Origin of the sequence: Streptomyces sp. R-07, assembly GCF_049913175.1 — a bacterium.
Taxonomy (GTDB): Bacteria; Actinomycetota; Actinomycetes; order Streptomycetales; family Streptomycetaceae; genus Streptomyces.
Genome location: NZ_CP183978.1, coordinates 7,761,759 through 7,776,833 on the forward strand (window position 1 = coordinate 7,761,759; position 15,075 = coordinate 7,776,833).

Below are 15,075 nucleotides of genomic sequence, written 5' to 3' on the forward strand. Positions count from 1 at the left end.
CCCTGTCGGCCGATGAGGGCCGTTCGGCCCTGGTCCTGAGGGAAGAGAGCGGCGAGGATGCAGGCGCTCGCGTTTCCGACGGACAAGGAGTGGTGATGCCGCAGAGCACTGCCGAGGCCGATGCGCGGCGTCCGGTCCGGGTCTTCCTCCTGGACGACCACGAAGTGGTACGGCGCGGGGTGCGCGACCTGCTCGAAGTCGAGCCCGGCCTGGAAGTGGTCGGCGAGGCGAGCACCGCTGAGCAGGCCCTGGCCGGGTTCCCGCGGCGCGCCCGGACGTTGCGGTGCTGGACGTACGACTGCCGGACGGGGACGGGGTCACCGTCTGCCGCGAGCTGCGCTCGCGCGTTCCCGGACTGGTGTGCCTGATGCTGACCTCGTTCGACGACGAGGACGCTCTGCTGGACGCGATCATGGCCGGGGCGGCCGGCTAGGTCCTGAAGCAGATCAGCGGCACCGACCTCGTGAAGGCGGTCCGCACGGTGGCCACGGGGCAATCGCTGCTGGACCCCGAAACGACCGGCCGCCTGATGGCGCGGGTACGCCGCGGCGCCGAGCCGGAGCAACAGCCCGATGAGCTCTCACTGCTGACCGACCGGGAGCGCGAGATCCTCGCCCTGATCGGTGAAGGGTTGACCAATCGGGAGATCGGGCTACGGCTCTTCCTCGCGGAGAAGACGGTGAAGAACCACGTCTCGCGGATGTTGACCAAGCTCGGCGTCACCCGCCGGGTCCAGGCGGCGGTGATCGTCACCCAAGTGGTGCGAGGGGATCATCATCAGACGGGCGGCACCTCCCGCGCGGGTCGTCCCCGAGCCTGACGACCTGGCCGTGAGTCGTCGCCGTCCGGGGCACATCGGGCCCGCTGTAGGGCCCATGCGGCCCTGACCCCGCCGGTCCCTCGTGGGCGACGATGACGCTCATGAACGCCGACAGTGACCTTCTGGACAGCCGGCAAGCCATGCGGCTGCCGGCGGGAATGACCACCGGGCGCGTGATCTACACGGCCGAGGCGGTCGCCGGGGCAGTGGCGGGCGTTGTGGATGCCCTGGATCCGGGTGTCCTTGCTGCACGGGTTCGCGATCGGCCGGTCGCGGTCGGCCGTCACCCTGGGCACGCGAGCGGCCGAGCTGCTCCTGGAGGAGACCGGCGACCAGGCGGACGACCACCGCCACGACCAGGTGGTGCTCCGGCCGGAACTGGTCGTCCGCCGTTCGAGCCTCACCCCGTGCTGGCCGGACCTGCCGGTCCGGGAGCCCCGGTGTACATCTCGCTGAGGAGTCGTCGACGGCCGCGTAGCACTTGAGGACGATCCCGCGTCCGTAGGGAGGCGGACTTCGCGACCGAGAGGGAACCCCGGCCCGCGGTAGCCGTCTTGGTCCTCGTGTCGACTTGATCGTCGAGTCGACACGAGGAGGGGTGTGATGGCAGGTCAGGTGCGTAGGACGAGGCGGGCGAAGGCATCGGCGCCGGAGTACCAGGGTGCTCTCGAATCGTTGTCGGTGAACGCCTCACTGCCCGAGGTGCTGGCCCGGGGCAGGGAGGAGCTGCGGACGGCGGAGCGCGCCGGGGACCGGTGGGAGGAGGCGCGCTGCGGGCTGGCCGTGGCGGAGGCCTGCCGCAGACTCGGGCGCATCGAGGAGGCCGACCGGGCGTGGAAGGCGAGCTATCGGGCGGCACGTTCGGCCGGTCACGAGGGGGCCATGGCGTGGGCTCTGTGGAGCGGCGGCACGCTGGCCCGACAGCGCGGTGCGTTCAGGCTGGCGTACCGGTTGCTGAGGCTGGCCGCCGAGACGGGCGAGCGGGGCGGTGACGTCGTCGTGCGCGGCTACTCGCTGGCGGGGCTCGCCGAGACCGGGCGCATCCAGGGCGATTACGCGGCGGTGAGGAGGCTGCACGAGCAACTGCTTGCCGAGGCCCGCCGCCGAGGCGAGGCCCGGCACACGGTGTGGGCGCTGGAGGGCATCGCCCAGATGCACCGCAACACCGGCGAATACGACGAGGCCCTGGCCCTGTTCGAGGAGGCGGCCGACACGGCGTCCCGAGCCGAGGACCGGCGCGGGTGGGCATGGGCGCTGCGCGGCATCGCGGACGTGGTGTCCGTGCGCGACGCCGACGTGGAGCGCGCCCTGTCGCTGCTGTCCCAGGCGGAGGAGGCATGCCGGGAGATGCGGCTGTCCAGCGCGCTCGCCTACAACCACAAGATGCGCGGCAACGTGCTGTACCGGGCGGGTCGCTACGAGCAGGCCCGTGAGATGTACGCGCTGGCACTTGAGGAGTTCCAGGAGATGGACGAGCCGCGCGGGACGGCGCTGTCGCGACTGGGGCTGGTCAAGGCCTCCGCCCACCTGGGCCGCGACGCCGCGCACACTGCCGCGGACTTGGCCGAACTGCGCTCGACGCTGGACCGTATCGGGCTGCGGCATGCCCGGGACATGGTGGACAAGGCAGCGGCCGAACTGGGGGTCGGGCCGCTGCCGGCCCACGGCGGCCACGAGCAGGGCGCCGCGCGGCCCGTGCTGCCTGCGGTCGGGGCCGAGGCGCTTCAGGCCGCCGATGTGGAGGTCCTGCGGTGAGCGCCGTCCCGACACCGTTCTCGCCGGTGCGCTCGCCGGGCGCCGCAGTCGTGTCCACGGTGCGTTCCTCTCGTGATCACGGCATTGATCGCGACATTGATCGCGACATTGATCGCGAGATCGATCACGACGTCGATCACGACGCAGCGCCGACCCGTGTCCTGGAGCGTTGTCGTGAACTCGTCCGGCCCGCGCTGGTGGAGGCAGTGGGCAGCCTCCATCCGTGGACCGGTGAGATGGCGGCGTACGCGCTGGGCTGGTCCGACACGGCCGGTACTCCGGATGCCGGCGGGTCCGAGGGCAAGGGAGTGCGCCAGGCGCTCGCCGTGCTCGGGGCGGAGGCGGTCGGGGCTGACGGCGCGGAGGCCGTTCCCGGCGCCGTGGCCGTCGAACTCGTGCACACCTTCTCGCTCCTCCACGACGACATCATGGACGGCGACGCCCTGCGCCGGCAGCGGCCTGCGGTATGGAAGGCATACGGGACCGGCCCTGCCGTTCTCGCCGGCGACGCGCTTCTCGCCCAGGCCGTGACCACCCTGGCCGAGGCCCCGGGCCGGCACGCGGCGGCCGCGGTCCGCTGCTTCTGCCGGACCCTGAACGCGCTGGTGTCCGGCCAGGCGCAGGACCTGCGCTTTGAACACCGTCCGTGGTACGGCCCCGGCGCAGTCGGACCGGAGCAGTACCGGTCGATGGCCGAACACAAGACAGGCGCCCTGCTGGGCTGCGCCGTTGCGCTCGGCGCGGTCCTCGGCGGCGCCCCCGACAGGACCGTGACCACGCTCGAACGGGCGGGCCGCCATCTCGGCCTCGCCTTCCAGGCGGTGGACGACATCCTCGGCATCTGGGGCGACCCCGCCGTGACCGGCAAACCCGTCCACGCCGACCTGCGCAGGGGCAAGAAGACCTACCCGATGCTCGCTGCACTGGCCGGCGGAGGCAGGGCCGCGCACGAACTGGCGGCGCTGCTCGACCCTCCTCAGCCGCTCGACCACGAGGCCGCCGCACACGTCGCGGCACTCGTGGAGGAGCTGGGCGGGCGGACCGCGACCCGCGACGAAGCGCGCCGGCACCTGGACACCGCCAGCCGCGCGCTGCGTGACGCGCCCCTCACACACACCGCCGCACGGCAATTGGACAGGCTGTTCACGTACGTGCTCGACCGGACCAGGTGATCATCGTTCCGCCTCGGTGATCACCCCGGCGGTGACGGCTCGACGACGGGGACCCGCAGCGGAGTGCGGAAGGACAGCAGACCGGGCGTGGGCGCCGCCGCCGCATCGGGTGCGAGCCGGGCGCGCCCGGGCAGCGGTGGCGCCCCACGCCGAAGGCGAGGTGGTGGCGGCTGTTCGCGCGGCTGGGGACCATCTGCCCAGGGGGGGGCGAAGACGTCCGGGTCCGAGCCGCTGCCCATCAGCATCAGCATCAGCAGCAGCTCGGCACCGGCGGGGAGTTCCGCACCGCCGCACAGCTCCAGCGGGGGTGCGGTGACCCGGCGCCACGAGGCGACGGGTAGCTCGCGCCGCAGCACGTCCTCGACCCACGCCCTGGCTAAGCCCTCGTCATGGGCGGTGCGCGGCCACACCCCGGGCTCGGCGAGCGCACGGCACAGGACGGTGGAGAGGAGCTGCCCGGTCGTGACGTGCCCGGCGATGGAAGAAGAGGGCGCCGACCACCGTCCTTGGGGCGAGCAGGGTCTGGTCGGCAGGTGGCGGCAGGCCGGGCACCGGAACGCCCAGGAGAGTGACCGTGTGCTGCTCGATGAGCCAGAGACGCTTGAGCAAGCTGCCAGGTTCACAAGCCGCACATCGGTCTTCGTACGGAAGAGCTTCACCCTGAACATCCCGCTCGCTGAGGTGTTGACCGTCACTCCGCTCGTACTGGTGCCGGCCTCGTACGGTCAACAGGCCCGTCCGCGGGCCGGAGGCCGTCGTCGCGGTTCCGACGGCAGCCCCGAGTGGGCTCATCAGGTCTTCCTCACCTTCCCGACTGGAGGGCGCCCCAGGTGCCGGAGCCGACGATGCCGTCGACCGTCAGAGTGCGTGAGGACTGGTAGTCGCGCACGGCCTGGTCGGTGCCCGGCCCGAAGGCGCCGTCGACGGCCACCGTCCGGCCGAGCGCGGCGGTCAGGGCACGCTGGAGTCGGGTGACGGCTTCCCCCGTCGAGCCGCTCTGGACGGTGGGGGTGGATCCGCGGGACAGCAGGGCGGTCCAGGTCTTCGGACCGATCACTCCGTCCGCGGTGAGCCCTGTGCCGCTCTGGAAGTTCTTGGTGGCGGTGGTCGTGGAGGCGCCGAACGTACCGTCCGGGGTGCCGGGGTCGTATCCGGCGGCTTTGAGCAGGCACTGGGCGGCCTTGACCTGGTCGCCGGTCGATCCGCCCTGGACGGTGGGGTACGTGGTGAAGTCGAGGTTCGTCCCCGCGCAGTCGGGCGCGGGCGGTGTGCCGGTGCCCACGTCCAGGTAGTCGCGGTCGATGTTGATCGAGTAGCCGCCGTAGGACTCGGTGACGTTGCCCGCGTACTGGTGGATGCGCTGGTGCCCGGCCCAGTAGGTGGACGGAACGTAGGAACCGGTGTTGGTGTCGGCGGCGCCGTTCCACCAGGCGTAGAAGATGTCGTCGACCCGCGTGTAGGCGCTGTTGCCGTACTCGCTCGCGGCGTCCTTGATGCCGGAGGACGCGCTGGAGTAGAAGCCCGACAGATAGCCGCCGCTGTGCAGCCGCTCGGTCCAGCCGGACAGGTACGACAGCACGGCCGCCTTGCAGGAGGCCGTGGAGGTGTATCCCTCGATGTCGCTGTAGACGGCGCTGCCCGCGGGGATGCCGAGGTTCGCCGCGGCGGTGAGGGCGGCGGCCGCCGCTGCGACGCCCTGGGACTTGGCCGTGGCGGGGTCGGTGGACATCTTCAGCGAGAAGCTCGTGCACGGGGCCTGGCGGCCGACGTCGATGGGGATCAGCCGCCAGCCGTTGCCGGTCTGGCTGGTCACCCAGCTCGCGGTCAGATTCGGCTGCGCACAGCCGCGGAAGGAGCCGCTGATGTAGACGCCGACCGCGCTGTACGGTGAGCCGGCCTGCCAGGCGTTCATGGCGGTCTGGGAGGGCGCGGCGCAGGTGTCGAGGCCCCTGCCCAGGTAGCTGCCGGGTTGCGGCCCGGCCGCGGTCAGGGGAGTGGCGTCGGGCCGGTGGGCCGCGCGGGGCAGCTCGGTGCGCCTGGCACCCGGGGTGAGTTCGGCCGAGGCCAGGACGTCCCGCACCAGATTCTCGGTCGCCGGGGTGTGGGCGGCGGTGACGAGTACACCGGCGTCCTCGACCGCGATCTGGATGGTGTCGTTGCTGGACACGGCGGTCGGAGCGGTGGCCTTGCCGCGTGGGGTCCGTGCGGTCGCCGCCGTCGCCTGTCCGGCGGAGCGCGCGGTGAGGGGCTCCACGACGATGCCTGCCGTACGGCCCACGAGGTGTGAGGGGCAGTCGCTCTGCTCGGCGGGCTCGCCCAGGTAGACGGCGGGTCTGTCGAACCGGAGGCAGGCCTGAGGACTTTCGGCCAGATCGACGACCTGCCAGTCGGCGGGGACCTCGATGCGGTAGCCGTGGTAGCTGACGGTCTGTCGGCCGGCCCCGGGCGGGGAGGCAGCCGTGGCGGATCCGGGTGCGGCGAGCGCCCCGATACCGGCGAGCACCGCCAGCGTGGCCGTTCCGGCACGAACGCGCCAGGGGTTGCGGGAGGACATCAGGGCACTCCTACTCGATGCGGGGAGGGGAGAGAGCGGTGGGGCAGGTCTGCTCGGGGCAGGGATGAGTGATGCCCGGCCGGAGGGCCGGAGCCTTGTCGGCAGCGCGCTTCGCGGGCGGTGCGGGCTCTCCCCAGGGCCGGAGCCGGTCCGGGGGAGAGCCCGCTGTCCGTGTCGTACGTACGGGTCAGACGCCGCAGTTGGGCGCGGACCAGGATCGGCTGGTGCGTCCGTCCACGTGGGTGTGGTCGTCGTGGTCGGGGTAGCCGGGGCCGAAGATGCCGCCGAAGCCGTGGTAGCGGGCCCGCTGGGCCAGCGTGCACAGCGACGGGCTGCCGGTCAGGTCGGCGGCGTCACCGTACAGGTGCCGACTGTTCGAGGCGCCGCCGACCGCGCTGTTGCAGGCGTACGAGCGGAATCCGCTGGTCACGGTCAGCGGCACGTCACCCAGGGCGTGTCGCATGGCCTCCAGCTTCCACATCGTCCGCAGGGCGTTGGACTTGGCCGTCGTGGCGCTGACCGCGCCGCCGGACCAGTCGGAGTTGCACTTGTTCAGTTCGGCGTAGGTGAAGTGGACGGGGGTGCAGTCAGGGTCCTGCAGGGCGTAGATCTTGCTGAACGTCTGGGAACCCGCGATGCCGTCCGCGGGCAGACCGTACGCCTGCTGGAATCGGGTCACCGCGGCCTTCGTGGCCGGGCCGAAGGCGCCGTCGATGGCGATGACCTCGCCGTACGCCGCGTGTCCGGCCACGCGGATCTGCAGCTGCGTCACGTCGGAGCCCGACATGCCCTCGGACAGGGTGCGGCCCCAGGTGTAGCACTCGTCGGCCTGGGCGGATCCGGCCGTGGCCAGCATCCCGCCCAGCGTTGCCATCATGACCATGACAAGTGAGAGGGTGAGTTGGATCGTGCGCCGAAGCATCGCGTCTCCGTCCTAGTTCTGAATTCCCCGTCGAGGGGCTGAGGCGAGTGTGATGCGTGCTAGCGGTACGTGTCCACACCATCACCATCCGCCACAGGACCAGACCTTCGGAACAACCCTTCTGCAGGTCGACGGCCGTGGTGACGCCGGTCGCACACCGGGCCCGGACGGCGCCGTTCCGCAGAATCGGACGCACGCTCGGCCCGGTGTGTCGCATCGGGTCCGGTGCTACATCAGCTTCAACTCCGCGCGCACCGCCTCCGCGATGGCTGCCGTCGCGTTCTCCGCGAACAGGACCGTGTAGTGGTTGGTGTCGTCGACCCGGCGGGTGGTGATCCGGTCCGGGGAGAGGCCGCCAGCGGCCAGACGCCCCTCGTCGTAGAGCCCCTGAGGCTCGTCCATCACTCCTCGCTCCGCCCACAGCATGGTGCCGCGCACCTCCGGCCGGTGGATGGCGGCCAGCGTCTCGGGGTCGCCGATGGGGCCCGCGCCGTCGGCACGGATCGCGTCCAGGACACAGCTGCTGCGCATCTCCGGAGGCTCGCCGGCCAGGTCGCGGTCCACGTACGCCTGGATGTGCGGGCCCCAGTGGGCCGTGAAGGCCGGGTGCTCACGGAAGAGCGCGCGGTACGCGTCGCCGTCCGGGAAGGTCATCCTGAGCCGGCGCATCGCCGGGCCGATGACCGACTCGATCACCTCGTCGATGTCCGCGCCGCCCGGAATCGGGAATCCGAGGCCACCGTCGACGAGGACCACGCGCGGGAAGCGGTCCGGGTGCCGCGCGGCGGCCACCGCGGTGGTGAAGGCCCCCAGGGAGTGGCCGACGAGCAGCGCCTGACGCAGGCCCAGGTGATCGAGGACGGCGAGGACGTCCTCGACGTGGGCGGGGATGCCGTAGGGAGCCGGCAGACCTGCGCTGCCGGCCCGGCCGCGCAGGTCCGGGGCGTACAGATCGATGTCGTCGAGCTGCTCGGCGACGGCGCCGAAGGACAGGCTGTTGCCCGTGATGCCGTGCAGGGCGATGACCGCGGGCCCTTCGCCGGGCCAGCGGGTCACGGCGAGGTCGCCTCCTCGTACGGGGACGGCGAGTTCCTGTCGAGTACGCGTGGTCATGCGGACCTCTCCCATGTGTTCGGTCTCCTGCGGGTCGGGGAAGCACGCCCTGTGCTTCCGCTCTTCGTAAAGGAGGAGTGGCTGGACTCGCAGTACTTCCGAGACGGCCTCCCGCTGAAGGATGCCGCAGACTGAGCGCTCGATCTGGCGAACAGCCGTAACTGGCTCACTCATTGGGGCCTCCAGTACGCGTCCACCGCGTCCGTCGCTCGGAGCGGTGCGCCGACGCTCGCTCACGCCCGGCTGATGCGCCGTCGCCGTCGCGCCGTCGCCGTCGCCGTCGCCGTCGCCGGGCGGGCCCCGGCTGCGCCGGCTGCACCCCCGTGCGATGCTGAAATCGTCCGCTGCGCACCGATCAAGGGGCAGCGATGATCTACCTCAGCGACGAGCGGCAGCACGCGATCGTGGAGCTGGCCGGTCTCGACGGCGGCGGTTGGGAGACCCGGCTTCCCCCGGTCGCCACACCCCCTGTGCCCGCCGGCCTGGCACTGACTGCCGACGGCCGCCTCGTCTTCGCGGACCGCGTCGGTTCAGTGGTCATGGTCATGGAGCCCGACGGCTCACAGGGGGAGGTCCTCGATCCGTCGGCCACCCAGGTCGGACCGCTGAACGGCCCGACGGCGGTGGCCGTCGACGCGACCGGCGCCGTCCTCATCGCCGACACCGGCAACCACCGCATCGTACGGGCGTCCGACGTCGACGCTCCGACCTGGGAGAGCTACGGCTCACCCGGCACGGCCGCACCGGATGAGTTCCTCGCGCCGACCGGGGTCACGGTCGACGACGTGGGACGCATCGTGGTCGCCGACCCGGCCGCCCGCCGCTTGGTCCGGTTCGACGGCCTGACCGGTCGCAACTGGACCGAGCTGCCGCTGCCCGCCGGGTCGGCCAGGCCCTACGCCGTCCGCTGGGGCACCGGAGGCGCCCTGGTGACCGAGCTCGCCACGAGGTCGGTCCTGCAGTTGCACCCGGACGCCTCGATGAGCGTGCTGATCGACGGCGCGGACGAGTTGATCGCCCCCATCGCCGCGGCCATGGACGGTGCGACCGTCCTGGTCGCCGACGCCGGTGCCGCCCAGGTCACCCGCTGGTCGGCCGACGGCGGCGGCAGCTGGGTGGTGACCGAACGACTGGTCGGCATTCCCAGGGCCCTGCCCGGACCGGAGTTCACCCGGCTGAGCGGATTGGCGGTGTCATGAGCGAGAGCCTGCGCATCCTGTCGTACAACACACAGCTGCGGTCCTGGGCGATGGAGGTCGGGATCCCGCCGAGCATCCCGCCGGTGGACACTGCCGCCGAACGGGCCGGGTTCATCGCCGACAACATCCTGGGCAGCCCGTTCGACTACGACGTGGTCGGCCTCTGCGAGGTGTTCGACGAGGACGCTCGCGAGATCCTCCGTGACCGGCTCCGCCCCCGCTTCCCGCACGTCGTCACCAAGTGCGACTGGGACTACCTCCAGGTCGAGGAGGCCGGTGCCCGGCAGACCTGCGGCCGGTACGCCCAGTGCGCACTGTTCGGGATCCCGGACGTCGGAGGCGCCTGGCGGCTGGAGGACAGCGGTCTGATGCTCTTCAGCAGGTGGCCGTTCGCGCAACTCGGCACCGGCGGACTTGACGTGACGGTGGTCGAGGTCTCCGCGCTCCTGGGCTACCCCGTCCCGGCCGTGGTGCCGGCGGTGAATTTCCTGCCCTACCGGAATGCCGTGAGCGACGACCGGCACGCGGCCAAGGGCATCGCATACGCACGCATCGAGCGCGCGCCGGCGCAGGTCTACCACTTCTTCCTGAGCCACACCCAGGCCGACTCGCACACCCCGGAGGAGAATCGCGGCACCCGCTCCCATCAGATCGCGGACGTCGAGCGTTTCATCGGGACATGCGCCGGTCCGGGCCTCTTCGACGGCGAGGTCTTCTTCCTGGGCGACCTCAACATCGTCGGCGAGCCCGACGCGAAGGCCGACCCGGACGGGGAGTGGCGGAGCTACTTCCACGACTCCTCGGGTCGGCTGCTCACGGACCGCGCCGCCGACCTGTGGGGCCGCCGACAGTGCAGCGGCGACCTGCCGGGACTGCGCGACCGGGGCTTCTCGGCCACGGTGGTGTACGAGCCCCGCCAACAGCGCCTCGACTACGCCGTCGCCGCCACCACGAACTCGCTCGCCGCGCAGCACGTGATGATCGACTACGACCTGGCGAACGTCCCGCCCGGCCACCCCGAGGTGAGTTACCTCAGCGACCATCGCCCCCTGCGCGTGGAGCTGACCCGGCCCCGCCCGCACTCCACCCCGGCAACGGCGCTGGCGGTGCCGAACACGCCACAGTTCGACAGCAGCCCCGAGTGGCTGTCCGACGGCCAGGCGATGTGGTTCCGCTTCGACGTGGCGGGCACGTACGACCTCCGCCTCAGCCAGGCCGGCGACGGGATCGCCTACGAGGTCTACCTCGACACCGACCTGTCGAGGCCGCGCCGCCAGTACCACGACGAGTCCGACCCCCGGCGCGGCGACAAGTACGTCATCCCCGCCCCGCCCTTCCTGGTCAAGGTGTTCCCCACGTCGCGTACGTCGGAACGAGACTGGTTCGTGTTCCGGGCCCACCGCCACCAGGGCGTCGGTCCATGGGACGCGATCCAACTCCCGTACGGCGAGGGCGTCCCCGAATCGTTCCCGGTGGGTCAGCTCCTCAACACCGACTTCGAGGACACGGACTGGGAGGACTCGGACACCAAGTGGTTCCGCCTGGACGGCCCGACCATCCCCCTCGACTCCCCGCTGCACGCCCACATCACGGTCTGGCGCAGAGTCGGTCAAGCGTCCTTCGCCGCCTCGCTGGTCCGCGAGTCACCGAGCGGCACCTGGCAGCTGCTGGCGCAGTCCAGCGGCGGTCCGCTGGCCGGCCTCGAGGCCTCTCTCTCCACGGGCGACCGGCTCTACGTCCAGGTCACCCGATGGGATCAACCGTCCCAACGAGAGCTGGAGTTCGTCGTCACCGCCACCGTCGACGTGACCCTCGTCCTCGGCGCCGGCCGCGGCGCACCACGGCTGACCTGCACCACAGAAACCGGCGGATGGGGCGCCGACGACATCGAGCTCGGCATCACGACGGACGGCGTCCAGACCGCGTACATCGACAACGACACCATCGGCGACTTCGAGCAGGACGCCATCCGCGACCTCAACCAATGGGTCCCCGAGTTCCTTCCCTACCGCAGGGACATCGAGTTCATGGTCAAAGAGCTCGACGACGTGGGCCACGACGACATCGGCCGAGAAACGCTGCCACCCTTCGCCGCGCTGGAGTCCTTCGACCGATTCACCGTCACGGAACGGATCTCACCCGGTCGGCTACGCGGCTTTCTCCGGATAGACGTGGACGACGGCCGCTACGACGTGGAGGTCGCCGTCACCACGTGGGACGAGCAGTTCTGATCCTGGCGCGCCTCGGCCTCGTGGTCATCGACCGCGTCCTCACCGGCCGCATCGACCCCGGCAAGGTCTTCGACCGCACCCTCCCCCTTGCCCAGATCGCCGCCGTATGACGACGCGGCGGCGGGCGCGGCGACGAAGACCAGATCGAAGAAGAGTTCCAGCCATCCGGCGTGTCGGGGCTCCGGCTCCGGTTCCGACGTGGGCGAGGGCAACGGCGCGGGGGCGTGCGGAGCGCTCATCGGGCCACCCGAGTGGGGATTCGACAGCGGCTCGGTCTGACCGCATCAGATCACGAATCGGCTCACTCGTAGGTGGGGCATGCTCACCGAACGACGGCGGGACGCGGAACGAGGCTCTTCACGAGGCGTCGCGACCGAGCTCGTCGCCCATACCGTCCAGCTCAGCGGCAGCCCCGACATGACATCGCTGCTCACGCCTTGTCCGACGCTGCTCGGAGCGTGCTGGTCCGAGAACGGTGAGGATCCGGGTGCGCGCGGTGTTCGGTGGGCTCGAGCGCACTGCGGTCGCGACCGCTCGGAAGGATGATGGGGGCATGGAAGGGCTACCGTTCATTCCTTCTGCCGGGGCGGACGAAGGGGGGCACCTCAGCCCGCCCCCGGCCGCCTTCGCCCTGCTCGCCGCGGACGGAGTGCTCGTCGGGTGGAGTCGTGAGGCCGAGGCCCTCCTGGGATATCCGGCTTCACAGGTACTGGGACGCCGGGCGGTGGACCTGATCGCACCCTCGCACGGCGATCGCGACAGATCGGAAGAGCCGCGGTCGGATCAGCGGCTGCGGCTCGATGGGACACGCAGTGCCGTCGTGGACGTGCGCCACCGTAGCGGAGGCACCGTACGGGTGGCAGTGACTCTGCATCCCCTGACCCCCGCCTCCGTCGGGGTCTCCTCCGGCCAGGCCCCCTCCGCCGTCCTCATGGCGGCTGAGCTGGAGAGGCTTCGCTGGTGGGAGACCCGACAGGCGATGTTGCAAGGGCTCGTAACCCAGTCGCCGGTGACACTCACCATCTACGGTCCCGACGCGCGCCTCTTGTGGGCCAACGCATCCAGCGTCCGGGAGCTCGGCGGCGACCTCACAGGATTGCTCGGCCGCTCCATGACCGAACTCTTTCCCGGAGATGTCCTCACCACCCAGCATCTGGAGCCGCCGGAGGACCTCATCCAACAGATACTCGAGACCGGTGAGCCGGTCATCGACGTGCATTTCCGGGGGCGCTCTCCGGCCGACCCGCGGCGTGAGCACGTCTGGTCCTCGTCCTATTTCCGACTGCTGGACGGCCGGGGAGAGCCGGTGGGCGTGTGCGAACAGTCCATCGACGTCACCGAGCACTACCGTGCGCAGCAGCGCCTCGCGCTCCTCGCGGAGGCCGGCGCGCGGATCGGGTCGACGCTGGACCCGTCCGAAACGGCAGCGGAGCTCGCCAAGATCGCCGTGCCGCAGTACGCCGACGCCTTGCTTGTCGACGTGGTGGCAGAAGTGCTCGAGGGAGAGGAACCGAAGCCCGTCACGGCATGGGACCTCGTACGCGTGGCGGATTCCGACGGGGAACCCTCCCGGGTGGCCCGGCGGGTTGCGTACGCTGCCGGATCGTCGCAGGCCGAGAGCCTGGCGAGGGGCCGGTCGACCACGGACGCCGTGGTCGCGCCGACGCGGCTCTACGTCCCGCTGGTGGTGCGGGAGACGCCATTGGGCCTCGTCACCTACGTGCGGGGCGACGACTCGGAACCCTTCGACAACGGCGATCGGGCAGTGGCCGAGGAGCTGGCGTCGCGGACCGCCGTATGCATCGACAACGCCCGGCGGTACCGCCGGGAGCGCACCGCCGCGTTCATGCTCCAGCGCAGCCTGCTGCCACGATCGCTGCCCGAGCTGAGTGCGGTCGAGGCGGCGAGCCGCTACCTGCCGGCCGACAGCCACCTCGGCGCCGGCGGAGACTGGTTCGACGTCATTCCGCTTTCAGGGGCACGTGTCGGACTCGTCGTGGGGGACGTGGTCGGTCACGGACTCGGGGCCGCTGCCACCATGGGGCGCTTGCGCGCGATGGTGCGTACCCTGGCCGAGCTGGACCTCGCACCCGACGAACTCCTGGCCCGGCTGAACGATCAAGTCGGCAAGGACGCGTCGGACCAGGACGGGAAAGGCGCAGACGACAGTGGCGCCGTCGGAGCGACGTGCGTCTACGGGATCTACGACCCGGCCTCCCGGACGAGCACCTGGGCGGCGGCGGGACACCTGCCGCCGGCTGTGGTGCAGCCGCACGGCCCCGTCAGCTTCCTTCGTCTGCCGCCGGGGCCTGCTCTGGGTGTGGGACGGCTTCCCTACGAGGGCGCGGAAGTGGAGCTCGCCGAGGGAAGTCTGGTCGTCCTGTTCACCGACGGCCTCGTGGAGGCCCGGGGGAAGGACATCGATGTGGGGTTGGACCGGTTGGCGGCGGTACTCGGCGAGCAGCGGGGATCGTCGTCCGACCGATTGTGCGCACAGATCGTCGCGGAGCTGGCATCGGACCGGGTGCAGGACGACGCGACGCTGCTCGTCGTGCGCACCCGTGTGCTGGGGTCACGTCAGGTGGCGACCTGGGAGCTGCCCTCGGACCCCGCGCTCGTCGCGGGCGCACGTGCGATGGCCGCGGAACAGCTTGGGCGGTGGGGACTGGACGATCTGGTCTTCACCACGGAACTGGTGGTCAGTGAACTGGTCACCAACGCGATCCGCCACGCCTCCGGCCCGATCGGTCTGCGGTTGATCCGGGACCGTTCTCTCATATGTGAGGTCTCCGACTCGCAGCACACCTCACCGCATGCCCGTTACGCCGGCAGCGACGAGGAGGGCGGACGTGGACTGTTCATGGTCGCCCAGCTCACCGAGCACTGGGGGACGCGCTACATGCCGGCAGGGAAGACGATCTGGGCGGAGCAGGCCTTGCCCGTGGCTTGACGGCCGCGCGCCGCCCTCCCACGGGTGGCTCGGATCCCGGTGCCGCTCCCATCGGCCGATCGCCCCTGCCCGGATCCGGGGCGGTGCCGCATCAAGCGCCTGCTCGAGTACGGCGAAGCCGAACCGGCCCCCGTGTCGCCCAGCGCTGCTCTTGAGCTCGCATCCACCGCAGGCCCGTCGTCCGCACTCTCCAGGGGAGAGCTGGTCCAACGCCGCAGAACGGGGTCCTGGTGGGCCTGAACCAGTGCAGCAACGTCGTCCGCGCACCAGGGTCGAAGGACGGAGAGGGGGAGCGGTGGCGTTGCGGCAGCGTGGAGCGTGACGGGAGCGTTCAACGCCGGATCGTATGGGGCCACGCG

11 protein-coding genes and 1 pseudogene are annotated in these 15,075 nt (G+C 71.1%); 8 read left to right on the forward strand and 4 right to left on the reverse strand.

Going from position 1 to position 15,075, the window contains the following annotated elements:
• The first annotated feature begins 95 nt into the window (after positions 1-95).
• The 4 genes and pseudogenes from ACN9M0_RS35385 (at position 96) to ACN9M0_RS35400 (ending at position 3,747) form a co-directional block, all read left to right on the forward strand.
• Positions 96-820, forward strand: a pseudogene (locus ACN9M0_RS35385) (response regulator).
• A gap of 222 nt (positions 821-1,042) precedes the next feature.
• Positions 1,043-1,276: a hypothetical protein gene (locus ACN9M0_RS35390; RefSeq protein WP_426405406.1), complete on the forward strand. Its 234-nt coding sequence runs from the start codon at positions 1,043-1,045 to the stop codon at positions 1,274-1,276.
• Positions 1,277-1,423: 147 nt separating this feature from the next.
• Positions 1,424-2,575 (forward strand): tetratricopeptide repeat protein, encoded by a 1,152-nt coding sequence (locus ACN9M0_RS35395; protein WP_426404918.1) that lies wholly within the window; start codon positions 1,424-1,426, stop codon positions 2,573-2,575.
• 119 nt (positions 2,576-2,694) lie between these two features.
• Complete coding sequence (locus ACN9M0_RS35400; RefSeq protein WP_366039371.1) at positions 2,695-3,747, forward strand: polyprenyl synthetase family protein; 1,053 nt, start codon at positions 2,695-2,697, stop codon at positions 3,745-3,747.
• A 20-nt stretch (positions 3,748-3,767) separates the two neighbouring features.
• On the opposite strand, the gene ACN9M0_RS35405 is transcribed toward ACN9M0_RS35400, so the two are convergent.
• The 4 genes from ACN9M0_RS35405 to ACN9M0_RS35420 form a co-directional block, all read right to left on the reverse strand.
• Entirely contained in the window at positions 3,768-4,103 is a 336-nt protein-coding gene (locus tag ACN9M0_RS35405; protein WP_426404919.1) for a hypothetical protein, read from the reverse strand.
• Between the two features lie 446 nt (positions 4,104-4,549).
• Entirely contained in the window at positions 4,550-6,301 is a 1,752-nt protein-coding gene (locus ACN9M0_RS35410) for a glycoside hydrolase domain-containing protein (RefSeq protein ID WP_426404920.1), read from the reverse strand.
• Positions 6,302-6,488: 187 nt separating this feature from the next.
• Positions 6,489-7,223 carry a D-Ala-D-Ala carboxypeptidase family metallohydrolase gene (locus ACN9M0_RS35415; RefSeq protein ID WP_366039329.1) on the reverse strand — a complete coding sequence of 245 codons (735 nt, stop codon included), beginning with the start codon at positions 7,221-7,223 and terminating at the stop codon, positions 6,489-6,491.
• Positions 7,224-7,451: 228 nt separating this feature from the next.
• Entirely contained in the window at positions 7,452-8,336 is an 885-nt protein-coding gene (locus ACN9M0_RS35420) for an alpha/beta hydrolase (RefSeq protein WP_426404921.1), read from the reverse strand.
• 368 nt (positions 8,337-8,704) lie between these two features.
• Here ACN9M0_RS35420 and ACN9M0_RS35425 point away from each other — a divergent pair, with 368 nt between their 5' ends.
• From ACN9M0_RS35425 to ACN9M0_RS35440, 4 genes are all read left to right on the forward strand, one after another.
• Positions 8,705-9,535 carry a hypothetical protein gene (locus ACN9M0_RS35425; RefSeq protein WP_366039331.1) on the forward strand — a complete coding sequence of 277 codons (831 nt, stop codon included), beginning with the start codon at positions 8,705-8,707 and terminating at the stop codon, positions 9,533-9,535.
• A complete protein-coding gene (locus tag ACN9M0_RS35430; protein ID WP_426404922.1) occupies positions 9,532-11,766 on the forward strand; it encodes a hypothetical protein in 2,235 nt (744 codons plus the stop codon). Before ACN9M0_RS35425 ends, ACN9M0_RS35430 begins: the two co-directional genes overlap by 4 nt.
• Positions 11,748-11,876 carry a hypothetical protein gene (locus ACN9M0_RS35435; RefSeq protein ID WP_366039333.1) on the forward strand — a complete coding sequence of 43 codons (129 nt, stop codon included), beginning with the start codon at positions 11,748-11,750 and terminating at the stop codon, positions 11,874-11,876. The genes ACN9M0_RS35430 and ACN9M0_RS35435 overlap by 19 nt, the downstream gene beginning before the upstream one ends.
• A 443-nt stretch (positions 11,877-12,319) precedes the next feature.
• Positions 12,320-14,716 carry a SpoIIE family protein phosphatase gene (locus ACN9M0_RS35440; protein WP_426405374.1) on the forward strand — a complete coding sequence of 799 codons (2,397 nt, stop codon included), beginning with the start codon at positions 12,320-12,322 and terminating at the stop codon, positions 14,714-14,716.
• Positions 14,717-15,075: the final 359 nt, after the last annotated feature.

What these genes read in the sequence shown, in the direction of transcription:
- ACN9M0_RS35430 (WP_426404922.1), top strand. Translation starts at nt 9,532, where the DNA reads ATGAGCGAGAGCCTGCGCATCCTGTCGTACAACACACAGCTGCGGTCC.
- ACN9M0_RS35440 (WP_426405374.1), top strand. Translation starts at nt 12,320, where the DNA reads ATGGAAGGGCTACCGTTCATTCCTTCTGCCGGGGCGGACGAAGGGGGG.
- ACN9M0_RS35390 (WP_426405406.1), top strand. Translation starts at nt 1,043, where the DNA reads ATGCCCTGGATCCGGGTGTCCTTGCTGCACGGGTTCGCGATCGGCCGG.
- ACN9M0_RS35420 (WP_426404921.1), bottom strand. Translation starts at nt 8,336, where the DNA reads ATGACCACGCGTACTCGACAGGAACTCGCCGTCCCCGTACGAGGAGGC.
- ACN9M0_RS35395 (WP_426404918.1), top strand. Translation starts at nt 1,424, where the DNA reads ATGGCAGGTCAGGTGCGTAGGACGAGGCGGGCGAAGGCATCGGCGCCG.
- ACN9M0_RS35425 (WP_366039331.1), top strand. Translation starts at nt 8,705, where the DNA reads ATGATCTACCTCAGCGACGAGCGGCAGCACGCGATCGTGGAGCTGGCC.
- ACN9M0_RS35410 (WP_426404920.1), bottom strand. Translation starts at nt 6,301, where the DNA reads ATGTCCTCCCGCAACCCCTGGCGCGTTCGTGCCGGAACGGCCACGCTG.
- ACN9M0_RS35415 (WP_366039329.1), bottom strand. Translation starts at nt 7,223, where the DNA reads ATGCTTCGGCGCACGATCCAACTCACCCTCTCACTTGTCATGGTCATG.